Source organism: Microbacterium sp. ZW T2_14 (assembly GCF_044987405.1).
Lineage (GTDB): Bacteria > Actinomycetota > Actinomycetes > Actinomycetales > Microbacteriaceae > Microbacterium.
Window position 1 is genome coordinate 60,684 of sequence record NZ_JBJDRK010000005.1, and the last position, 22,903, is coordinate 83,586.

Consider the following 22,903-nt stretch of genomic DNA (forward strand, 5'->3'; position numbering starts at 1 on the left):
CGGAGCCGAGCCGCCCCACCGGGCGCCGCGCGATCAGGCATGGGCCGTCGTCTCCTCACGCTGCGCCGACAGCTCGGCGAGCCGCTCGGCGATCGCGCGCTGCGTGTCGGGACCGGCGTGCATGAACAGCGCCTCGCCCAGCTCGCGGCGCTCCGACCACTTCGTGTTCGTGCGGAACGCGTGGGCCGCCTCGGGGTTCGCCGCCTCGAGCACCTCGCCGACCGCACGATAGGCGTCGAGGTCGTCGATGACGGCGGCCAGGGTGGAGTCGAGACCGATGTGGGACGCGGCGGCCGCCGGCGCGGCATCCTGCACCTCCCACTCGTGCGTGCCCGAGCCGATCTCGAGCTCGCGTCCGTCGGGCAGCACGACGACGGCCGTCGTGTTGGCCGGCACGATCGCCTCGATCCGGATGACGCCTCCGGCGCGGACCCATCCGGCACGAGCGGTGCCGTACGGGGTGAGGTGCTCGGCCCACGCGTGGTCGAGGCCCGCGAGCGGGTGCGGCTGGATGCGCAGGCGGGCGTATCCGGGCGCGTCGGGGGCCAGGCCGGCGACGACGCGGTGCAGCCAGTCGCCGATCGCGCCGAGCGCGTAGTGGTTGAACGACGTCATCTCGCCGGGATTGATCGACCCGTCGGGCAGCATCGAGTCCCAGCGCTCCCAGATCGTCGTCGCGCCCATGGTCACGGGGTACAGCCACGACGGGTTCTCTGTCTGCGTGAGCAGGCGCCGCGCCGTCTCGAGGTGACCGGTGCGGGTCAGCGCGTCCTGGATGATGGGCGTGCCGACGAACCCGGTGCCGATACGGTACCCCGACAGCCGCGTGAGTTCGGCGAGGCGGGCACCCAGCGTCTCCTGCTGGTCGGCGGGGGCGATGTCGAAGACGATCGCCATCGCGTACGCGGTCTGGGCGTCCGACATCATGCGTCCGGCGGGGGTCACGTACTCCGCCAGGAACGCGGCGCGCACCTCGTCGGCGATCGCGGCGTACTGTCGCGCCTCGTCGTCCCTGCCGAGGAGCGCGGCGGCACGCGCCACGGCATCGGCCGACCGGAAGAGGTACGCCGAGGCCACGATGTCGCCGTCGGTCTTCGCGTTGGCCGGCTGCTCCGGCGGCGCGTCGGGGTCGAGCCAGTCGCCGAACTGGAACATGCCCTCCCACAGCCGCCGCGGACCGGCAAGCCCGATGAGCACGTCGGCCCAGCCCTTCATGCTGGGGTACTGGCGCTCGATGGTCGCGACGTCGGCATATCGCTCATGCAGCACCCACGGCACGATGGTGGCGGCATCCCCCCACGCGGCAGCGGGCCGGGCGACGCCGAGGGCGTTCGGCACCACGAAGGGCACGACGCCGTCGACCTGCTCGATCGCGAGATCCCGCAGCCACGAGTCGAGGAACCCGCGCACGTCGTAGAGGAACGCCGCCGTCGGCGCGAACACCTGGATGTCGCCCGTCCAGCCCAGGCGCTCGTCGCGCTGCGGGCAGTCGGTCGGCAGGTAGAGGAAGTTGCCGCGCAGGCCCCACACGATGTTCTCGTGGAGCCGATCGACGAGCGGATCGGATGCCTCGAACCAGCCGGTGCGCTCCATATCGCTGTGGATCACCAGCGCGGTGACCGCGGACGGATCGAACTCGCCCGGCCAGCCGTCCACCTCGGCGTAGCGGAAGCCGTGGAAGGTGAACTCGGGCTCCCACTCCTCGACCCCGCCGTCGCCCGGGCCTTCGCCCGACAGCGTGTAATGGTCGGTCGCCGCGGCCGCGCGCAGCGGTCGCGTGCCGAGCTCGCCATGCTCGAGCACCTCGGCATGCCGCAGCGTGATCTCGGTGCCGGCCGGACCCGATACCCGCAGCCGCAGCCGGCCGACGAGGTTCTGCCCGAAGTCCAGCACCGTCCGGCCGCTGGGCGTCGTGATGACCTCCTGGACGCTCAGCTCTTCGAGGCGCCGCACGAACGGCGACACCCGCGCTTCGGGGGTGCGGATGGGCTCACGTTCGGCGGCGGCCTCCCAGCCGTCGGCGGCGTATCCCGCCTGGGCGAAGCCGCGGCCCTCGGCGTCGACCAGCGCCAAGCGGGCGTCGTAGTCCTCACCGGCATAGAGCCCGCTGGCGGTGAGCGGGCCGGTCGACGCCTGCCACGAGGCATCCGTCATCACCCATTCGCTCGATCCATCGGCGTACTCGAGCAGCAGCTGCGCGGCGAACCGGGGCTGGTCGCCGTAGAGCGGGCGCGCACTGTCGCGGAAGCCGAAGCGCTCGGTCGCCCACGCGCCCGCGAGCCGCACCCCGATCGCGTTGGCCCCCTCGGCGACGAGCGCGGTCACATCGGTCGTCTCGTGGATCGTCCGCTGCTCGTACGGCGTCCAGCCGGGCTTCATCACCTGGTCGTCGACGTCGACGCCGTCGATCGCGACCTGGTACACCCCGACGGCCGTCGCGTAGAGGGTGGCCCGGGCGACGGGCCCGGTCGCCTGGAACTCGGTACGCAGGTACGCGGGCTGAGCCGTGTGCTCCGGCGCCGCAAGGCCGATGGTCGTGGCCTGCCACTCGCCGTCACCGAGGAATCCCGCGACCACGTGACGGGGTTCGCTCCACTCGCCCTGCACGCCGTCTTCACCGGTCACCCGCACCCGCAGCGAGGCCCGCTCGCGCGGCGCGAGCGGAGCGAACGGCCACGCGACCCTGGTGGACGTGCGGCCCTCCACACGGTGCGTGGACACGTCGCCGTCGCGCGTGAGCTCGATCTCGGCATTCGCCTGCAGCCAGCCGGGCGTGGTGGTCTCGGTGCGCCAGCCGATCTCGGGGGCGGGCGACGCGACGACGTCACTGCCGTGCGGCGCGTCGGTGAGGACGGTGGCGACGGGGCTGACGGTGGGGACGGGGCTGCTCATGGCTCTCCTCTGAAGATGGTCGGTGTGGTGGGGATCGTCGGGATGCACGGATGCCGCGATCAGGCCGAGACGACGATGCTCGGCACCGCGACGGCGGGAGCGGTGACGACGATGCGGTGCGTGCCATGACGGAGTTCGGCGGGCACCCGGGCCCCGTCGACGGTCGCGGTGGACTCCGCCGTGATGGGGAGGTCGAGCACCGCACGGGAGCCGAACGGCACCTCGAGCGTGGCTTCGAACACGTCGCCGTCGACGCGCCAGGCGATCGCCAGGCGGCCCTGCGGGGTGCCGATCGACGCCGACGCGTGGTCGAGCCCCGCCGCCGGGCGAGGCGCCACGTGCACGGTGCGGTACCCCGGGTCGTCGGTGTCCGGGGCGAGGCCCGCCACCGTGCGGTACACCCAGTCGATCATCGCCCCGTAGGCGTAGTGGTTGAACGAGAGCATGCCGGTCTCGTCCTCGGAGGCATCCTCCGTGGGCAGGGCGTCCATGGCGCCCGAGTGGATGCTGCCGTCCGGCAGGATCGCGTCCCAGCGCTCCCACACGGTGGTCGCGCCGCGGTCGACCTGGTAGAGCCACGACGGTGCCTCGCGCCGGAGCAGCATCAGGTACGCCTCGTCGAGGTGGCCGCTGTGAGAGAGCGCGAAGAGCACCAGCGGGGTGCCGAGGAAGCCGGTGGCGATGCGGCCGTTCTCGCGGCGCACGTTCTCGGCGAGCCCGTCCGCGATCTCGGTGCGGCGGGCGGCGGGGGCGAGCCCGAACTCGAGGGCGATCGCCGCGCCGCTCTGCGTGAGGACCGCCTCCTCACCCCAGCGTTCGAACGTCGCGGCCCCCACGCGGTCGGCGAGCGTGTCATACCGATCGGCGGTCACCGCATCGCCGAGGATGCGCTCGGCGCGAGCGAGCAGGCGCGCCGAGTGCGCGTAGAACGCGTTCGACACGAAGTCGCTCGAGACCTTCGCCTCCCACGGCCGCTCGCCGGGCGCGTCGGGGTCGAGCCAGTCGCCGAACTGGTAGTCGCCCGGCGCGAGCACGACGTCGTCGCCGGCGCGACGGGTCAGGTGATCGACCCAGCGCCGCATGCTCTCGCGCTGACGCCGCAGCACCTCGTCGGAGCCGTACGACTCGTAGACCGAGAGGGGGATGATGGTGGCGGCATCCGCCCATCCGGCACGCCCCATGTTCGGTGTCTGCACGCCGCCCATCAGCATGTCCTGCGGCCGGATGATGTCGGGCACGACCGCCGGCACGCCGCCCTCGTCCGTCTGGTCGATCTCGAGGTCGCGCAGCCATGAGAGCCAGAAGGACTCGGTGTCCATGAGGGTGTTCGCCGTCGCGGCGAACGCCTGGGCGTCGCCCGTCCAGCCGAGGCGCTCGTCGCGCTGCGGGCAGTCGGTCGGCACCGAGACGAAGTTGTCGCGCTGCGACCAGAACACGTTCGAGTGGAAGCGGTCGAGTGCCTCGTGCGACGACGAGAACGTGCTGCGGGGGGCGAGGTCGCTCGAGATGGCGACGGCGGTGGCCGAGACGACCTCGGCACCGGCGACATCGGCGTAGCGGAAGCCGTGGAAGGTGAAGGCCGGTTCGAGCGTGCGCTCCCCGTCGCGGTCGAGGGTGTAGACGTCGGTGGCCTTCGCCGACCGCAGTGCCTTCACGTGCAGATCGCCCGAGGGCTCGAGGACCTCCGCGTGACGCACGGTCACGACATCGCCGGCGCGCCCGCGCACCGTCAGCCGCACCCAGCCGGAGACGTTCTGACCGCCGTCCAGGCGCGCGCGTCCGTCATGGGGCGTTGCCCGCATCGGCAGTTCGGCGACGACACGCACCGGCGGTGCCGACCGCGGCTCGAAGCGGGCAGGATCCACGTCGATGACGGATGCCGCGACCCAGGCCGCGTCCGCGAAGCCCGGCGCGTGCACCGCGGGATCGTGAAGGCGCAGATCGGTGACGGTGCCGTCGTAGATGCTCGCGCTGCGCAGCGCTCCGAGACCGGCCCGCCACGAGGCATCCGTCTTCGCCACCACCTCGCCGTCGGCCTCGAGCTGCGCCAGCGCGCCGGTGCGGTCGCCGTAGATGGCCTGGCGACGCGCGAACCCGAAGCTGCCGCGGTACCAGCCGTCGGCGACGGCGAGCACGATGACGTTCACGCCCTCGCGGAGCAGCGGGGTGACGTCGAGGGTGTCGATCAGGATGCGTTCCCGGTACGAGGTCCACCCCGGCGTCAGGAGGGCGTCGGAGGCGCGGGTGCCGTTGATCCACGCGTCGACGAGGCCGAGGGCGCTGAGGCGCAGGCGCGCCGAGCCGGGCGTGCGATCCAGGGTGAACTCGGTGCGCAGCAGCGGAACGGGCCCATCGGGGGGCGAGTCGGCGCCGATGACGGATGCCTCCAGGTCGGGGCCCTCGACACCGGCTTCGACGACGAGCGGCTCGCTCCAGGGCGTCCAGCCGGTGGCGGTCGCGACCCGCACCGAGAAGGCGCGACGCTCGCGCGGAGCCAGCGACCCCGGGATCTCCACCCCGACCGTGCGGGTCGACGCGACGGGCTCCTGGAGGATGAGAGACGAGCCTTCCTCGCCCCACGCCAGCTGATGCCCGAGGATGCGGGCATCGGGGTCTCCGCTCTCCGCCCGCCAGTTGATGCGCAGACCCGTGCGGGGAACACCGAGAAGTCCGGAGCCGTGCTGGGTCCGCACCTCCGCCACGCGCGTGGCGGCGTCAACTGCGTCGGAGAGGGGAAGCGCCGTCATGGCTGTGTCCTTTCGCCGGGCGGCCGCGTCGCCGACCCGCTGCACCATCGTGAAACGATTCATGCTTGTCTGTCAACCATCGCGTCGCAGCAGTGTAGACCGTTACACGATCGTGATCGCCCGTTGCGAGAACGATGGTTGACCTCGGGGTCGAATGGGACGTACGTTACGAGGGTTGAATGGTTTCAATGCCCGAGGCACCCTGATCCACTCGACGAAGCACCAAGGATTCCGGCAATGTGGGCGGATCGTCCGCTCAGCTTTACAAGGAGGTAAAGATGAAGAGCTCCCCGACCAGGAGAGTGCTCCTCGCAGGCGCGGGCATCGTGGCACTGGCCCTGCCGCTGGCCGCGTGCAGCGGTGGTGGCGGGTCCGACGACGGCAAGGTCGAGATCACGTATCTCACCCAGAACGCCGAGGCGAACGTCGCCGCGGCCAAGGCGCTCATCGAGGCGTTCGAAGACGAGAACCCCGACATCTCGGTGAAGCTCGAGACGCAGCCCGCAGGCACCGAGGGCGACAACCTGATGAAGACGAAGCTCGCCACCGGCGAGATGGAGGACGTCTTCCACTACAACTCCGGCTCGCTGTTCCAGGCTCTCAACCCTGACCAGAACCTCGTCCGGCTCGACGACCAGGACTGGACCGGCGACCTCATCGACACGATGACCGCCGTCGTCTCGACCGACAACGGCGTGTACGGGGCGCCGTGGGGCGCGACCCAGGCGGGCGCCGTGGTCTACAACAAGAAGATCTACGCCGACCTCGGTCTCGAGATCCCGACCACGTGGGATGAGTTCGCCGCCAACAACGAGGCGATCAAGGCGGCGGGCATCACTCCGGTCATCCAGACCTACGGCGACACCTGGACGAGCCAGCTGTTCGTGCTGGGCGACTTCGGCAACGTGCTGGCAGCAGACCCCGACTGGGCTGAGGAATACACGGCGGGCAACCGCAAGTACGTCGACGAGCCGGCGCTGGAGGGCTTCGCCAACCAGCAGGCGGGCTTCGAAGCCGGCTGGTGGAACGAGGACTTCGGCTCCGCACTGTTCGACGACGGCGCCCGCATGATCGCGACCGGGGAGGGAGCGCACTACCCGATCCTCACCGGCATCGTCTCGACGATCGCGCAGAACAACCCCGACGAACTCGAGGATGTCGGCGTCTTCCCGCTGCCCGCGCAGGACGCGGCCGACACGAAGCTGACAGTCTGGCTGCCGAACGCGATCTACATCCCGAAGACGACCGAGGGCGACAAGCTCGATGCCGCGAAGAAGTTCGTCGCCTTCACGCAGACCGAGGCCGGCTGCGATGTGCAGAACACCGCCATGGTGCCGAGCGGCCCGTACGCGAACGCCTGCACCCTGCCGGACGACGTCCCCGGCCTCCTGAAGGACATGCAGGTGTACTTCGACGAGGGCAACACCAACCCCGCACTCGAGTTCCTCTCGCCCATCAAGGGACCGAACCTCGAGAACATCACGGTGCAGGTGGGCTCCGGCATCAGCTCGGCCGAGGAGGGCGCCGCTCTCTACGACGAGGATGTCGTCAAGCAGGCCCAGCAGCTGGGCCTCGAAGGCTGGTGACCCGGACGCGAGTCTGAACAGCATCCGATTCGGGGGTCGCGTCGTCCGCGGCGCGGCCCCCCTTCCACATCAATGGAGATGACATGACGACGCTCGCCCCCGCGCGGAAGAACACCGCCGCGCCACCGCCGCACGCGCGACGCTCGATGAGGAGCCCCTATCCGCTCTGGTTCTACATCCCGGCGGGACTCCTCTTCATCGTCCTGTTCGCCGTCCCGACCTTCGCGTCGTTCTACTTCAGCCTCACCCGCTGGTCGCTCTTCGACGTCGAGTTCATCGGCTTCCAGAACTTCGTGACCTTCTTCACCGAGCCGATGCTCTACCAGAGCCTCATCAACACCTTCATCTACGGCTTCATCACCTCCGGACTGAAGGTCGTGCTCGGTCTCGCCCTCGCCCTGCTGCTGACGGGCTCGATCCTCGGCCGGGGGTACCTCCGCGCGACCATCTTCTTCCCGGTGCTCGTCTCGACCATCGGCGTCGGCATCACGTTCAAGGTTCTGATGGACCCGTTCGACGGCCTCATCAACAAGTCGCTCGCGGCGATCGGCATCCAGGGCCCGGCGTGGCTCACCGACCCTTCGCTCGCCCTGTACTCCGTCTCGCTGGTCGATGTCTGGCAGGGCGTCGGCATCGCGACGCTCATCTACATCGCCGGCATCGTCGCCATCCCCCAGGAGTACTTCGAGGCGGCCCGTGTCGACGGGGCCGGTGCCTGGAAGGTCTTCCGCAACATCACGCTCCCGCTCGTGGTGCCCGCGACCGGCACCGTCGTGCTGCTCTCGCTCATCGGCGGCCTGAGGTCGTTCGAGCTGATCTGGGCCATGACCCGAGGCGGCCCCGGGTTCTCGAGCGACGTGATCGCGTCGGTCATCTACAAGCAGTACCAGGCGGGCTTCTACGGCCTGTCGACGGCCGGCAACGTCGTGCTCTTCGTCATCGTGACGGCCATCGTCGTGCCGATCTTCTACTTCATCAACCGTCGGCAGGTGGAATCATGACCGTCACGCGCACCATCACGACCGCGGACGCACGCGCTGTCCGCCGCGCAGCTCGCGAGGATCGTCGGCCGCTCACCCTGCGGAAGTTCCTCCGCAAGTACGTCGTGGGCGTCATCGCGATCATCCTCTCGATCATCGTCTTCATCGTGCCCTTCGCGTTCATCTTCCTCACCGCGGCGAAGAACCCGCAGGAAGCCTCGCTGTTCGAGTTCTCCCTGCCGCAGCAGGGCTGGTTCCTCTGGGACAACTTCCTGACGGTGCTGCAGACGCGCGATTTCATCATCCTGCGCGCCTTCGTGAACAGCACGGTGCTGACCGTGGTCAGCGTGGCGATCATGGTGGTCTTCTCGGCGGCCGTCGGCTATGTGCTGCAGCGGCGGAAGTCCCGCTGGAACGCCATCGTCTACTTCCTCGTCTTCGCCGGGCTGATCGTGCCCCCGGCGGTCGTGCCGACGATCTGGGTGCTGCAAGGTCTCGGTCTCTTCAAGACGATGCCGGGCATGATCCTCATCGAGGCGGCCTTCGGCCTCTCGTTCTGCATCCTGCTCTTCCGCGCGTTCGTCTCGACGATCCCGCGCGAGCTCGACGAGGCCGCGATCATCGACGGAGCGGGGCCGATGCGGCTCTTCTTCTCGGTCGTCATGCCGCTGCTGCGCCCGGTGATGATCACGATCATCGTCGTGCAGGCGGTGCGCGTGTTCAACGACTTCACCGGCCCGCTGTACTTCCTGCCCGGGGATGCGAACGCGACAGTGCAGCTCACCCTGTACAACTTCCAGAGCCAGAACCTGAGTCAGTGGAACCTGCTGTTCATGGACATCCTGCTCATCACGATCCCGCCGCTGATCATGTACATCTTCTTCAACCGGCAGATCGTGGCGGGCCTGACCAGCGGAGCGGTCAAGGGGTGATGGGCGGTGCGTTCACCAGAACTCCGCGGGCACGGTCCCGCGGAGCCAGGCGAGCTCGTTGTCGCGGATGAACGTCGACAGCGCCTCGTCGGGGGTGAGACCGTCGCCCAGCCACTCGTCGAGGATGCGGAGCAGCTCGCGGCCCGACTCGATGTCGGGGTCGTCCACCACTTGAGTCCAGCTGTCGACGAAGCCTTGCGGGGTGGGCACCGAGTGCACGAGCTTCGAGATGTACTTCGGTCCGGGAAGCATGACGTGGCTCGCTGCGAGGGCCGCCCGCGCGGCGGCGAGGGCGAGATGGAGGCCGGCGTGGCGGCGGAGGAATCCGTCGTCGCGCTCGACCGCCTGACGGAGGAAGTAGGCGCCGTACAGCCGCGCCTGCGCGACATGCGACCGGACGCGCTCGTCCCACACGTCGTCGGGCAGGGTCGCGATCCGGGCCACCGTCTCATCGAGACGCGGCAGGACGCTCCACGCGATCCGTGCGCCGACGAACGACGCACGGGTCGGGTCGTCGGCCTTCTCGACAGCGGTGGCGAGGTACGAAGGACTCGCGAGCTTGATGTCGATGTACGAGCCGGGATAGTCGACGCCCTGGCGCTCGATCCACGCGAATCGCCCCGCCACCGTCTCGGCCGCGAAGCGCTCCTCGTCGACGACGAAGTACACGTCGACATCCGAGTCCTCACGTTCACGCCCCTGTGCGACCGAGCCGACGAGCACGACGGCGAGCGCACCGGGCCGGCCCTTCACCGAGTCCACGTAGGCGGTCAGCGCCCGTTCCTGCTGCAGCATCCGTGCTCCTTCGCGTCGAATCGGCTCCCCACGTTATCGACACTCCGCAAGCCCACGCGTACGATGCGAAGGCAAGCGTTTTCCCACTTGCGGATCGCGCACCGGTCGTTTATCGTTGAAACGATTCATCCGCTCGACCCGTCCGTCTCACCCCTTCCACCGTCGCAGAGGAGTGCCCGCACATGACAAGCACCACCGCGACGACGCGTGTCTGCTTCCAGCTGTGGATCCGTCCGGAACTGCTCGACGAGTACATCGCCCGGCACACTCCCGTGTGGCCCGAGATGCTCGCCGAGATCGCGGCCGCGGGCCGCCGCAACTACTCGCTCTTCCTCGGCGAAGGCGGACAGCTGATCGGCTACTACGAGACCGACGACGACGAGGCCGCTCAGGCGTATCTCGCGGCATCCGCCGTCGCGGCGCGATGGGAGGCCGAGATGGGCCGCTTCTTCGTCGGGCTCGGCGGCCGACCCGACCAGGCCGCCGCCCCGCTCACCGAGATCTTCAACCTCCACGACCAGCTCACCGCCGCACAGCACGCCGCTGTCGAGCCCACTCCCCCGACCGACCCCGTCCACGAAGAAGGCACCGCATCATGACGACGCTGTCACCCGACATCCTGTCCACCCTCGAAGGCCAGGCCATCGAGCTGCCCAGCTGGGCGTTCGGCAACTCCGGCACGCGCTTCCGCGTCTTCACGACGGCCGGCACGCCGCGCGATCCCTACGAGAAGATCGCGGATGCCGCTCAGGTCAACGCCTACACGAAGCTCGCGCCGACGGTGGCACTGCACATCCCGTGGGACAAGGTCGACGACTACGCCGCACTGCGCCGCCACGCCGAGGACCTCGGCGTCAGCCTCGGCACCATCAACTCGAACACCTTCCAGGACGAGGACTACAAGTTCGGGGCGCTGACGCACCACGACGACCGCATCCGCAACAAGGCGATCGACCACCACCTCGAGTGCATCGACATCATGGACGCGACAGGCTCCCGCGACCTGAAGATCTGGCTCGCCGAGGGGTCGAACTACCCGGGGCAGGCCGACATGCGTGCACGGCAGGACCGCCTGCAGGACTCGCTGCAGAAGATCTACGACCGGCTCTCCGGCGAGCAGCGCCTCGTGCTCGAGTACAAGTTCTTCGAGCCGGCGTTCTACCACACCGACGTTCCGGACTGGGGCACCTCCTACGCGCAGGTCGTCTCGCTCGGCGACAAGGCGATGGTCTGCCTCGACACCGGCCACCACGCACCCGGCACGAACATCGAGTTCATCGTCATGCAGCTGCTGCGGCTCGGAAAGCTCGGCTCGTTCGACTTCAACTCGCGCTTCTACGCCGACGACGACCTCATCGTCGGCGCAGCCGACCCGTTCCAGCTGTTCCGCATCATCTTCGAGGTGGTGCGCGGCGGCGGACTCAACAACCCCGACGTGGCGTTCATGCTCGACCAGTGCCACAACGTCGAGGACAAGATCCCCGGCCAGATCCGCTCGGTGCTGAACGTGCAGGAGATGACCGCCCGCGCGCTCCTCGTCGACCGCGAGGCGCTCGCCGCGGCGCAGCAGGCGAACGATGTGCTCGGCGCCAACGCGGTGTTCATGGACGCCTTCTACACCGACGTGCGCCCGGCGCTCGCCGAGTGGCGCGAGTCGCGCGGACTCGCTGCCGACCCGATGGCCGCGTACGCGGCATCCGGCTACCAGCAGCAGATCGCCGCGGACCGTGTAGGCGGCACGCAGGCCGGCTGGGGCGCCTGAGTTAGCCACCCAAGACCCACCGGGGGCGTGGGATGCCGATCCCCACGCCTCCGGTGCACCACTTCCACCAGCTGCGCAGTCACAAGCTGCGGGTGGAAACCCTTTCATACCGCAGCAGTCGACTGCCGAGCTTCCCCTTACGGAGGACTTCGATGAGCGAGCCCTACTCCGCCGCGGACGGCCTCGTGCGCGTCTACCCCGCGCGCCAGCCCAACGGCACCGGCCTGGTGTGGGCGCATGGCGGTGCGTTCGCGTTCGGCGACCTCGACATGCCCGAGTCCGACTGGGTCGCGGAGCAGCTCGCGGCCCGCGGCACGACAGTCGTCTCGGTCGACTATCGTCTCGCGCCTGTTCCGGACGGGTGGGATGCCGCGGGCCGGACCGCCGGCGGAGACCGCTACCCCGCGGCATCCGACGACATGCTCGCCGCCTGGACGTGGACGCTCGACAATGCCGGCCGCCTGCGGATCGATCCGCAGCTGCTGGCGATCGGCGGCACCAGCGCCGGCGGCAACCTCGCCGCCGGGGCGACACTGCGACTCATCGAGCAGCGGGCCGCGCTTCCCGCCCTCGTGCTGCTCGCCTACCCGACGCTGCTCGCGGTGCAGCCCGCGCCCGACGCCGCGCTCCGTGCCGCGCTGGACGCCCAGCCCGAGGCCGACCGGTTCCGCCCCGAGACGGTGCGCGCGATGTACGAGAACTATGTGGGCGGTCCGATCGACGACGCGCCCCTCGCGGCGATTCCCGGGAACGCGCGCCCCGACGACCTCGTCGAGTTCCCTCCCACGCTCATGGTCAACGGCGACGTCGACGAGCTCCGCGTCTCGGGCGAGGCCTTCGCCGCGTCGCTGCGCGCCGCCGGCCGCGACATCGAGGTGCTCAGCGAGCCGGGCACCGAGCACGGCCATCTGAACCGACCGCAGGAGCCCGCGGCATCCGTGACCCTCGCCCGCTGCGCCACCCGCCTCGCCTCCCTGTCCCTCGCGGGTGCCCGCCCCACAGCGACACCCGCCTCCGCTTCGGCCCCACTCGCCTGAGCGACACCAGCCACCCCAGAAGGAATCCCGACATGAGCAATCCGGCCGTCTCCGACCTCATCGCGCGAAGCAATCGCCTCGGCGCCGACCCGAAGAACACGAACTACGCCGGCGGCAACACGTCGGCGAAGGGCACCGAGACCGACCCGGTCACGGGCGAGCCCGTGGAGCTGCTGTGGGTCAAGGGCTCCGGCGGCGACCTGGGCACGTTGAAGGAGTCGGGCCTCGCGGTGCTGCGCCTCGACCGCATGCGCGCCCTCGTGAATGTCTACCCCGGCGTCGAGCGCGAGGACGAGATGGTCGCGGCGTTCGACTACTGCCTGCACGGCAAGGGCGGCGCCGCGCCGTCGATCGACACGGCGATGCACGGCCTCGTCGACGCCGCGCACGTCGACCACCTGCACCCCGATTCCGGCATCGCCATCGCGACCGCCGCCGACGGCGAGGAGCTCACCTCCAAGATCTTCGGCGAGAAGGTCGTGTGGGTGCCGTGGCGTCGCCCTGGCTTCCAGCTGGGCCTGGACATCGCCGAGATCAAGGCGAACAACCCGCAGGCGATCGGGTGCATCCTCGGCGGTCACGGCATCACGGCGTGGGGCGACACGTCCGAGGAGGCCGAGCGGAACTCGCTCTGGATCATCGAGACCGCCGCCGACTACATCGCGGCCAACGGCAAGGCCGACCCGTTCGGCGGGGTCCGCGCCGGCTTCGAGGCGCTGCCCGAGGCCGAGCGCCGGGCCAAGGCCGCCGCGCTCGCGCCGACCGTCCGCGGGCTCGCGTCGACCGACAAGCCGATGGTCGGCCACTTCACCGACTCGCCCGAGGTCCTGGACTTCCTCGCGTCCGAGCGGGCGCCCGAGCTCGCCGCGCTCGGCACCAGCTGCCCCGACCACTTCCTGCGCACCAAGGTCAAGCCGCTCATCCTCGACCTGCCGGCCGACGCGAGCGTCGACGACTCGATCGCGCGGCTGAAGGAGCTGCACGAGGCGTACCGCGCCGACTACCAGGCCTACTACGACGCCCACGCGACCGCCGACAGCCCCGCGATCCGTGGCGCCGACCCGCTCATCGTGCTGATCCCGGGCGTGGGCATGTTCTCATACGGTGCGAACAAGCAGACCGCCCGGGTGGCGGGCGAGTTCTACGTCAACGCCATCAACGTGATGCACGGCGCCGAGGCGCTGTCGACCTACTCCCCGATCTCCGACGCCGAGAAGTTCCGCATCGAGTACTGGGCGCTCGAAGAGGCGAAGCTGCAGCGCATGCCGAAGCCCAAGACCCACCAGGGCCGCATCGCCCTCGTCACGGGCGCGGCATCCGGCATCGGCAAGGCCATCGCGACCCGCCTCGCCGCCGAGGGCGCGTGCGTCGTGATCGCCGACCTCGACCTCGAGAAGGCGCAGGCCGCCGCAGCCGAACTGGGGAACGCGGATGTCGCCATCGGCGTCGCCGCGAACGTCGCCGATGCCGACGCCATCCAGGCCGCCTTCGACGCTGCCGTGCTCGCCTTCGGCGGCGTCGACCTCGTCGTGAACAACGCCGGGCTGTCGCTGTCGAAGCCGCTGCTGGAGACCACCGAGAAGGACTGGGACCTGCAGCACGACGTGATGGCGAAGGGCTCGTTCCTCGTCTCGAAGGCCGCCGCGAAGATCCTCATCGAGCAGAAGCTCGGCGGCGACGTCATCTACATCTCGTCGAAGAACTCCGTCTTCGCCGGCCCGAACAACATCGCCTACTCGGCCACGAAGGCCGACCAGGCCCACCAGGTGCGCCTGCTCGCGGTGGAGCTCGGCGAGCACGGCGTGCGCGTCAACGGCATCAACCCCGACGGCGTCGTGCGCGGCTCCGGCATCTTCGCGTCCGGCTGGGGCGCCAACCGCGCCGCGACGTACGGCGTCAAGGAAGAGGACCTCGGCCAGTTCTACGCGAACCGCACCATCCTCAAGCGGGAGGTCGTGCCCGAGAACGTCGCCGACGCCGTGTACGTGCTGACCGGCCCGGAGCTGAGCCGCACCACGGGCCTGCACATCCCCGTCGACTCCGGCGTCGCCGCCGCATTCCTGCGATGACGGCGCTCGTCAGGACGCGCAGGCGAGCGCGCCACTTTCCTGCGAGTGCGGCGTCGCGCGACGGCGCGCACGCAGGAAAGTGCAGCACTGGCCGCACCCGGAGCCCGCGGTGACCGGCGGCGTCGTCGCGGCGGTCGACCTCGGAGCGACCAGCGGCCGCGTCATGCTCGGCTACGTGGACGACGGGATGCTGCGCCTCGAGCAGGTCGCGCGGTTCCCGAACGGTCCCGTGCCGGGCCCGGACGGCCTGCACTGGGACTTCTCCGCGCTGTACCGCCACATCGTGGACGGGCTCGCCGAGGTGTTCCGACGCGAGCCGGGCATCGCGAGCATCGGCATCGACTCGTGGGCGGTGGACTACGGTCTCGTGCGCGGCGGCGAACTGCTCGGCGAGCCGTTCCACTACCGCGACGAGCGCACCGCCCGCGGGGTCGAGGCGGTTCACGCGGAGGTGCCGTTCGAGGAGCTGTACCGTCGCAACGGCCTGCAGTTCCTGCCGTTCAACACGCTGTACCAGTACGCGGTCGAGGAGCGCCTCTCCGACGCCGACGCCGCGCTCCTCATCCCCGACCTGGTCGCGTTCCTCCTGACCGGCGCGCGGTTCGCGGAACGCACCAACGCCTCCACGACCGGTCTGGTCGACGTCCGCACCGGCGAGTGGGACCTGGAGCTGGTCACGCGACTCGGGATCCCGGCCGGGCCCACGCGGCCGGAGGCTCCGCTCGACGCGCCGGGTGCGAGTGGAGGGGCCGTGGGAACCGTGCTCCCGCCGCTGGTCGATCCGGGCACCACGCTCGGCACGCTGCACGGTGAGGCGCGCGAGCGCATCGGCGCCCCGCTCGAAGTGATCGCCGTCGGCTCGCACGACACCGCCTCGGCCGTCGTGGCCGTGCCGCTGAGCACCCCCGACGCCGCCTACATCTCGTGCGGCACGTGGGGCCTGGTCGGCGTCGAGCTCCGCGAGCCGGTCGTGAGCGACGCGGCGCGCGAGGCGAACTTCACCAACGAGGGCGGCGTCGACGGGCGGGTCCGGTTCCTGCACAACGTGACGGGGCTCTGGCTGCTGAGCGAGGCCGTGCGCGCGTGGGAGGCCGAAGACGGCGCGCCGATCGATCTTCCGGGATTGCTGGATGCCGCGGCCGCCGTCACCGGCGACATCCCGCTGTTCGATGCCGACGATCCGCGCCTGTCGGCGCCGGGTGACATGCCCGCGCGCATCGCCGCCGTGCTCGCCGAAGGCGGCAGCCCGACGCCCGCGACCCGCGAGGCGTTTGCGCGGACGATCGTGGAGAGCATCGCACAGGCGTTCGCCGACGCCGTCGCCACCGCGGGCCGGCTCACCGGCCGCGACATCGACGTGGTCCACATCGTCGGCGGCGGTGCCCTCAACCGGCTGCTCTGCCAGGCGACCGCCGATCGCTCAGGGCTGCCCGTACTGGCAGGGCCGGTCGAGGCGACCGCGCTCGGCAACGTGCTCGTGCAGGCACGCGCGCACGGGTGGTTCGGGCCCGACGCGTCGCTCGAGGATCTGCGGCGCGTGGTCGCGGCATCCGTCTCTCCCGAGCGGTACGAGCCGCGCTCGTGAGCGCCTACGCGGCGGCGTTCGACTGGGCGCGACAGCACGTGGGGGCCGAAAGGCTGCCGACGGCGGTGCTGGGCGTCGCGACGGCCCAGGGCATCGTCGCTCTCGACGCGTTCGGGGCGACCGACGGGCGTCCGGCACGCGTCGACGACCCGTACTGGCTGTTCTCGATCACGAAGGTGCTCACCGGCCTGACGGCCGCGCGGGCCATCGAGCGGGGGCTCCTCACCACCGAGACGCCGCTCGCCGCCGCCGTGCCCGAGTTCTCGAACGGGCGCGACGACGTGGTGCGCCTGCGCCACCTCGTGAGCCACACCTCGGGCATCCGTGAACCGTCGCTCGACCCCGCCGAGGGCCTTCCCGCCGCCCTGCGCGCACCCGGCCGCGACTTCGTCGCCGGCACGGCCTCGCGCTACTCGACGGTGGCGTTCCAGGGCATCGCCGAGCTGCTGCGGCACACCACCGGCGAGGACTGGGATGCCGCGATCGCGGCGTGGGCACCCGCGCTCGGTGCGAACGGCTTCACGTTGGAGCCCTCGGCCGACCCGCACAGCGTGGTCGACGCCGAGCGCCTCGGGCTCGACATGCGCAGGTTCGCGAGGCACCGCAGTCCGGGCGCCGGCATGATCGGCACCGCCGCCGACCTCCTCGCCGTCGGCTCTGCGCTCCTGCGCATCGGCGAGGGCGAGGCCGGCAGCGTCGTGCAGCCGCGAACGCTCGCGATGATGCGGCGACCCTTCACGGGCGACATCCCGCGGCTCGAACCCTATCCCGCCGAACGCGGGCAGGACTGGGGCTTCACGTTCAACCTGCGCACGCGCGCTCCCGGCCTCATCGACCGCGACGCGTACGGGCACGGCGGCTGGGCCGGCACCGAGTTCTGGATCCATCCGACCGCGGGCGTGGCGTTCGTGCTCCTCACGAACCAGGCTGAGCGGCCGGGCGTGGACCTCGACCAGCTCGACAACGCGGTGGTCTCGGGCGTCTGACGCCGCCCGGGCGCGTGTCGGAGGGCGCGGACGCAGGGGCCTTGCGCACCACGCGCCGGCGTCGCGCCGGGGTCACTCCGGCGGAGCGCCCGCGGAGGTGCGCACCTTCAGCTCGACCTCGAAGATCTCACGGGCCGGCTCCGTGCGTCCTGCGAAGCGCTCGAGCAGCATCTGCACCGCTCGCGCGCCCATCGCTTCGCCAGGCTGATGCACCGTCGTCAGACCCAGGGCGGGGTGGGATGCCATCGGCACGTCGTCGTAGCCGACCACGGCGAGCGGCACGCCCGCCTCCGCGGCGGCGCGCATCGCACCGAACGCGAGCTCGTCGTGGGCGGCGAACACGGCCGTCACCGGAGTTCCTGCTTCGAGCATGCGACGCACCACGCCGTACGACGGGTTCTCACCCTCGTCGGTGCGCCACACCACGGCGTTCCCGCCCAGCCCAGCGGCCGCCATCGCCTCCTCGTACTGATGCAGACGCACGCCGTGCGGGAACGGCTCGTGCGCGCCGGACTCCTGAAGCGTCAGATGAGCGATGTGCCGATGCCCCAGCCCGAGCAGATGCCGCATCGCGGCCTTCGCTCCCGACGCGTCGTCGCCCGCGACGACGTCGTAGCGGTCGGACGTGTCGTGCCGCCCGAACATGACGACGGGGACCGAGGCGGAGATGCGCTCCAGGCCCGCTTCGTCCACGCGGGGCGACACGGCGATGACGCCGTCGACCTGGCGATCCACGAGCGCCTCCAATGCGCGCAGGCCCTCGCGCGAGCCCGCCTCGGCCGGGGCGATGATGAGCTGGTACGGCGTTCCCTCGAGAGCGCCGGTCGCCCCGCGCGCGATGCGGGCGAAGAAGTGGTTGGCGAGATCCGGAAGCTCGATGCCCAGCGTGTAGGTGCGTCCGCGCATGGCGCGTGCGGCGATCCGCGGGCGATAGTTCAGCTGCGTCATCGCGGCGGTGACGCGCTCGCGCATCGCGTCGCTGACGCCGTACGCGTCGCGCAGCACCTTCGACACCGCCGCGCGCGACACCCCGGCCACCTGCGCGACATCTTCGATGGTCGCCGCACGCGGCCGCTCGACACTCATGACACGAGGGTAGTGGCGGTCGGCGCAGCGACGCCGGATGAGGCGGCACGCGCCGTCAGCGCCTCATCCGGCGTCATGGGCTACTTGACCGAGAAAGACGCCTCGGCATCGGCGCTGATCGAGCCGCCGACCATCACCGTGTAGGTGCCGGGCGCGGTCGTCCAGGCCGAGGACGTCGTGTCCCAGTACTCGAGCAGGTGCATGTCGGCGAGGTCGGTGGCCGACAGCGTCACCTGCACATTCCGATGCTCGCCGGGCGCGAGCGTCACGCGCTCCCAGCCGATCAGGCGCTTCGAGGGCTCACCCGAGGCATCCGGCAGCTCGAGGTAGACCTGCGCGACCTCGGTGCCCGCGACATCGCCGGTGTTGGTGAGTCTGAACCGCACCCGGATCTCCTTGTCGCCGGTGGTCGACTTCGGCGTCACCGTGACCTTGTCGTAGGCGAACTCCGTGTAGCTCAGGCCGTGGCCGAACTCGAACAACGGCTCGATGCCTTCGGCCTCGTACCAGCGGTAGCCCACCTCCAGCCCCTCGCTGTAGTCGACCTGCCGGATGCCGGATGCGTCCAGCACCCCCGGATACTGCGCTTCGGAACCCGCGGTCGGGGTGTCTGCGAGCGAGACGGGGAACGTCATCGGCAGCTTGCCCGACGGGTTCGCATCGCCGTACACGAGAGCCGCGAGCGCCGGGCCGAACTGCTCTCCCGAATGCCACGCGTGGAATACCGCGTCCACGTCGTCGATCCACGGCATCTCGACGGCGGACCCGGCGTTGAGCACCGCCACCGTGGAGGGAGCGGATGCCGCGACCGCGGCGATCAGCTGATCGCCGTTGCCGTCCAGCCGGAGGTCGGGCAGGTCCTGGCTCTCGCCCATCGTGTAGTGGCCGAACACGATCGCGACATCGGCGCCCGATGCCACGGCCGCCGCCTGCGCCACATCGGCCCCGTTGTCGTACACGACGTTCCCGCCCGCCTGCGTCACCCGCTCGGTGAGAGCGGCGAGCGGGTCGACGAGCGCGGCACAGTTGAGCACCGGCCCGCCTGGGCCGAACGGGAAGTCCCAGCCGCAGCCGGTCTGCGCGCTGACGTCGCCGGTGGGGACGCTCGACGCCGTCTGTCCGACGACGGCGACGGTGAGATCCCCCTCGGCGAGGGGCAGCACACCGTCGTTCTTGAGCAGCACCGTGCTCTGCTCCGCGATCTCGCGGGCGAGCGCCTTGTGCTCCGGCGTGGAGACGTTCGCAACCGGCGCTGCGGGCACCGGGTGGTCGAACAGGCCTCCCGCGATGTACGAGCGCACCACGCGGAAGGCGGCCTCGTCGATCCGCTCCTGCGTGATCTCACCGGCGGCGAGCGCGGCGTCCAGACGCGCAGGAGTGAACCAGCGCGGCCGGTTCAGCTCCTGATCGAGTCCCGCGTTCAGGGAGGGAGCAGTCGAGTGCACCGACCCGAAGTCGCTCATCACGTAGCCCTCGAACGGATAGTCCTCGCGCAGGCTCGTCGTGAGGATCTCGTTCTCGCACGCCCAGGCCCCGTTGACCTGGTTGTACGAGCACATGAGGCTGCCGGGGTCGCTCTTGCGCACAGCGATCTCGTACGGCAGATCGTAGATCTGCTTGAATGTGCGCTCGTCCATGTTCGACGAGCTGGACTGCCGCGCGAGCTCCTGCTCGTTCGCCACATAGTGCTTCAGGTTGGCGATCACCGGCTTGTCCGGGTTCCCGTCCTCCAGGCCGCGCACGTTCGCCGCCGCCATGAGACCGGAGAGCACCGGATCCTCGCCGAAGTACTCCGAGCCTCGCCCCGACAGCGGTGTGCGACCCGAGGCGATGCCCGGTCCGAGGACGACCGCACTCCGCTTGTCGAACGACTCGCTGCCGTGCGCACTCGCCTTCTGCTCGCCGAGCTCGAGGTTCCAGGTCGCTGCGACGGCGATCGGCCCTGGCCACGCGGTCGTCCCCGCCGACTGATAGACGCCGTCGGGCCCGTTGGCGTAGATGACCACGGGCGTGCACGCGACCTGCGCGGGGTACACCACCGGTGTCTCACCCGTGAATCCGGGGTTCCACGTCGTACGTGCGGGGTCGTTCGCCGGCTGCTCGACCAGCCAGCGATACTTCTGGTGCTGGGAGCTGGCGTCGAGCAGCGCCTCGGCGCGTTCCTCCGCGCTCTGGGAGGCATCCATCCACGGCACGGTGCTGCAGTCCACTGCGGCGGCGGGCGCGGCCACCGCGATCACCGTCCCCGTGCAGACCAGCGTGGCGCCCAGCAGCACCGCGATCGCACGTCGACGCCGGCGCGCTCGGCCCGGCCGTCGGTCGTTCTCGGACAACGTCATCGTCGTTCCTCTCCGTCGAGGAGCGATCCGTAGACCGCTCTACATATGTAGACCGCTCTACGGTGACACGCGGCATCCGGGAACGTCAAGGTTCTTCTGGCGGCGACCACCAGCGGATGCCGCGACGGCGACGAACGGACGATCGATCCGCCTGCCTCGCTGCGGCGTAGCCATGTCAAGGCCCGGGCCGCGGCATCCGTCCGGGGCTAGCGTGACGACATGAGCGAACAACGGAGCGACGGCGAGCAGCGAGGCACGGACGAACGGGGCAGCGACGAGCGGCCGAGCGGCGGCGACGAGAACCCGGTCGGCGGCGACCAGACCACGGAGGAACAGCTCGCGGCTGACAATCCCGTGGAAGAGGACACCCTCGAGACGCTCGATCCCGACAACCCGCCGGCCTGACGCGGCTGACGCCGCAAGGTGGAAAAACTCATTTCGCTAGATAAGCTAGCGAAATGATTCAGAGTTCGCGCCGCCGCTGGGCGGGGCTGGTGTTCATCAGCGTCGCCGTCGCGCTCATCATCGTCGACTCCACGATCGTCAACGTGGCGATCCCGGCGATCGTCGACGATCTCGGCATCACCTCCACCCAGGTGCAATGGGTGCAGGAGGCGTACACGCTCGTCTTCGCCTCGCTGCTGCTGGTATTCGGCAGCCTGGCGGACCGGGTCGGACGACGACGGATGCTGCTCATCGGCGTCGTGATCTTCGTGCTGGCGTCGGTCGGGGCCGCGCTCGCGACGACGGGCGAGACGCTCATCGCGGCGCGCCTCGTGCAGGGCGTGGGCGGCGCCATGATGCTGCCCACGACCCTCTCGCTGCTCAACGCGACCTTCCGCGGTCGCGAGCGCGCCATCGCCTTCGCGGTGTGGGGGTCGACGATCGGAGGCATGGCGGCGGTCGGGCCCCTCCTCGGCGGCTGGCTCACCACCGAGTTCTCCTGGCACTGGGCCTTCCTCATCAACGTCCCGCTCGGCATCGCGATCGTCGTCGGCGTGCTCCTCACCGTGGACGAGTCGCGCGGCGACGCGGTGTCGATCGATGTCGTCGGTGCCATCCTGTCGGTCCTCACCGTGGGCGCGCTGGTCTTCGGACTGATCGAGGGCCGCACGTATGGCTGGCTCTTCACCGACGAGCCCCTCGAGATCGGCGGGTGGACCTGGCCCTGGGATCTCTCCCCCGTCGCGGTCGCCTTCCTGGTCGCGGCCGTCGGCGTCGTGCTCTTCATCCTGTGGGGCGGTCATCGACGACGGACGGGCAAGCCCACGCTCATAGCGTTCGGGCTGTTCCGCATCCCGTCGTTCCGCAACGGCAACATCGCCGCGATGGTGGTCTCGCTCGGCGAGTTCGGGCTCATCCTCGCGCTTCCGCTGTGGCTCCAGTTCGTGCTGGGTTTCGAGGCGGTCCAGACCGGTCTCATCCTGCTCGCGCTCGCCATCGGATCCTTCGCCGCCAGCGGGCTGGCGGGCGCGCTGAGCGGCCGCGTCGCCCCGGTGTGGATCGTGCGCACGGGCATCGTCGCCGAGATCATCGGCGTCGCCGCGGTCGGGTTCGTCATCTCGCCGGATGCCTCATGGGTGCCCCTGATCCCCGCTCTGTTCGTCTACGGGTTCGGCGTCGGTCTCGCCACAGCTCAACTGACCGGGGTGGTCCTGGCCGACGTCCCGCCCACGGAGGGCGGGCAGGCGTCGGGCACGCAGTCCACGTCGCGTCAGCTCGGCGCCGCCCTCGGCATCGCCATCCTCGGCACGATCCTCTTCTCGACGACCTCTGCGGTCCTGACCGCGACGCTCGACGACCGCGGTGTGCCCGCCGAGCAACGGGACCAGGTCGTCTCGGCCGTCGTCGACAGCGCGGGCGGCGCGATCGCCGGGCTCGAGCAGTCGCCGCAGACGGCGCAGTTCGCCGACGATGCGAAGGCCGCGTTCTCGCAGGGCACGAAGTACGCCAGCTTCGCGGCGGCCGGCTTCCTCGCTGTCGGCCTGCTGGCGACGCTGTCGCTCGGCGGTGGGCGTGGGCGCGGCTCGGAAGACGACGAAGAGGACGCAGGCGTCGAGGCGGGCGCCGAGGAGGCGCCGGAGAACGCCTGAGCCGAGTGCCCGGC

At 70.3% G+C, this 22,903-nt stretch carries 16 protein-coding genes; 11 read left to right on the forward strand and 5 right to left on the reverse strand.

The genetic code is table 11. The features are described 5' to 3' along the window. Positions 1-33: 33 nt before the first annotated feature. Together ACI3KY_RS03035 and ACI3KY_RS03040 are read right to left on the reverse strand one after the other, a co-directional pair. The gene (locus tag ACI3KY_RS03035; RefSeq protein ID WP_404928724.1) at positions 34-2,892 is read right to left on the reverse strand and encodes a family 78 glycoside hydrolase catalytic domain; all 2,859 of its coding nucleotides are present in this window, start codon (positions 2,890-2,892) and stop codon (positions 34-36) included. Positions 2,893-2,951: 59 nt separating this feature from the next. Next, on the reverse strand, positions 2,952-5,639 hold the full coding sequence (locus tag ACI3KY_RS03040; protein WP_404928725.1) for a family 78 glycoside hydrolase catalytic domain: 2,688 nt from the start codon (positions 5,637-5,639) through the stop codon (positions 2,952-2,954). Positions 5,640-5,917: 278 nt separating this feature from the next. Here ACI3KY_RS03040 and ACI3KY_RS03045 point away from each other — a divergent pair, with 278 nt between their 5' ends. From ACI3KY_RS03045 to ACI3KY_RS03055, 3 genes are all read left to right on the forward strand, one after another. After that, on the forward strand, positions 5,918-7,225 hold the full coding sequence (locus ACI3KY_RS03045; protein ID WP_404928726.1) for an ABC transporter substrate-binding protein: 1,308 nt from the start codon (positions 5,918-5,920) through the stop codon (positions 7,223-7,225). An 83-nt stretch (positions 7,226-7,308) separates the two neighbouring features. After that, positions 7,309-8,226 (forward strand): carbohydrate ABC transporter permease, encoded by a 918-nt coding sequence (locus ACI3KY_RS03050; protein ID WP_404928727.1) that lies wholly within the window; start codon positions 7,309-7,311, stop codon positions 8,224-8,226. Continuing rightward, positions 8,223-9,137: a carbohydrate ABC transporter permease gene (locus ACI3KY_RS03055; protein WP_404928728.1), complete on the forward strand. Its 915-nt coding sequence runs from the start codon at positions 8,223-8,225 to the stop codon at positions 9,135-9,137. The genes ACI3KY_RS03050 and ACI3KY_RS03055 overlap by 4 nt, the downstream gene beginning before the upstream one ends. 12 nt (positions 9,138-9,149) lie before the next feature. On the opposite strand, the gene ACI3KY_RS03060 is transcribed toward ACI3KY_RS03055, so the two are convergent. Further along, on the reverse strand, positions 9,150-9,932 hold the full coding sequence (locus ACI3KY_RS03060; protein WP_404928729.1) for a nucleotidyltransferase domain-containing protein: 783 nt from the start codon (positions 9,930-9,932) through the stop codon (positions 9,150-9,152). A 182-nt stretch (positions 9,933-10,114) separates the two neighbouring features. Here ACI3KY_RS03060 and ACI3KY_RS03065 point away from each other — a divergent pair, with 182 nt between their 5' ends. From ACI3KY_RS03065 to ACI3KY_RS03090, 6 genes are all read left to right on the forward strand, one after another. Beyond that, entirely contained in the window at positions 10,115-10,531 is a 417-nt protein-coding gene (locus ACI3KY_RS03065) for an L-rhamnose mutarotase (RefSeq protein ID WP_404928730.1), read from the forward strand. After that, positions 10,528-11,694, forward strand: a complete 1,167-nt coding sequence (gene rhaI / locus ACI3KY_RS03070) for an L-rhamnose isomerase (RefSeq protein WP_404928731.1) — start codon at positions 10,528-10,530, stop codon at positions 11,692-11,694. The genes ACI3KY_RS03065 and rhaI overlap by 4 nt, the downstream gene beginning before the upstream one ends. A 152-nt stretch (positions 11,695-11,846) precedes the next feature. Next, entirely contained in the window at positions 11,847-12,731 is an 885-nt protein-coding gene (locus ACI3KY_RS03075) for an alpha/beta hydrolase fold domain-containing protein (protein WP_404928732.1), read from the forward strand. Positions 12,732-12,763: 32 nt separating this feature from the next. Next, positions 12,764-14,800: a bifunctional aldolase/short-chain dehydrogenase gene (locus tag ACI3KY_RS03080; protein ID WP_404928733.1), complete on the forward strand. Its 2,037-nt coding sequence runs from the start codon at positions 12,764-12,766 to the stop codon at positions 14,798-14,800. A 163-nt stretch (positions 14,801-14,963) separates the two neighbouring features. Further along, positions 14,964-16,385 carry a rhamnulokinase family protein gene (locus tag ACI3KY_RS03085; protein ID WP_404928761.1) on the forward strand — a complete coding sequence of 474 codons (1,422 nt, stop codon included), beginning with the start codon at positions 14,964-14,966 and terminating at the stop codon, positions 16,383-16,385. Beyond that, positions 16,382-17,371: a serine hydrolase domain-containing protein gene (locus tag ACI3KY_RS03090; RefSeq protein WP_404928734.1), complete on the forward strand. Its 990-nt coding sequence runs from the start codon at positions 16,382-16,384 to the stop codon at positions 17,369-17,371. The genes ACI3KY_RS03085 and ACI3KY_RS03090 overlap by 4 nt, the downstream gene beginning before the upstream one ends. Before the next feature lie 72 nt (positions 17,372-17,443). On the opposite strand, the gene ACI3KY_RS03095 is transcribed toward ACI3KY_RS03090, so the two are convergent. Next, the gene (locus ACI3KY_RS03095; protein ID WP_404928735.1) at positions 17,444-18,457 is read right to left on the reverse strand and encodes a LacI family DNA-binding transcriptional regulator; all 1,014 of its coding nucleotides are present in this window, start codon (positions 18,455-18,457) and stop codon (positions 17,444-17,446) included. 80 nt (positions 18,458-18,537) lie between these two features. Continuing rightward, a complete protein-coding gene (locus tag ACI3KY_RS03100) occupies positions 18,538-20,796 on the reverse strand; it encodes a beta-glucosidase (protein ID WP_404928736.1) in 2,259 nt (752 codons plus the stop codon). Between the two features lie 219 nt (positions 20,797-21,015). Between ACI3KY_RS03100 and ACI3KY_RS03105 the strand changes: the two genes are divergently transcribed. Both ACI3KY_RS03105 and ACI3KY_RS03110 read left to right on the forward strand, forming a co-directional pair. Next, complete coding sequence (locus ACI3KY_RS03105; protein ID WP_404928737.1) at positions 21,016-21,201, forward strand: hypothetical protein; 186 nt, start codon at positions 21,016-21,018, stop codon at positions 21,199-21,201. 53 nt (positions 21,202-21,254) lie between these two features. Continuing rightward, a complete protein-coding gene (locus ACI3KY_RS03110) occupies positions 21,255-22,889 on the forward strand; it encodes an MFS transporter (protein WP_404928738.1) in 1,635 nt (544 codons plus the stop codon). Positions 22,890-22,903: the final 14 nt, after the last annotated feature.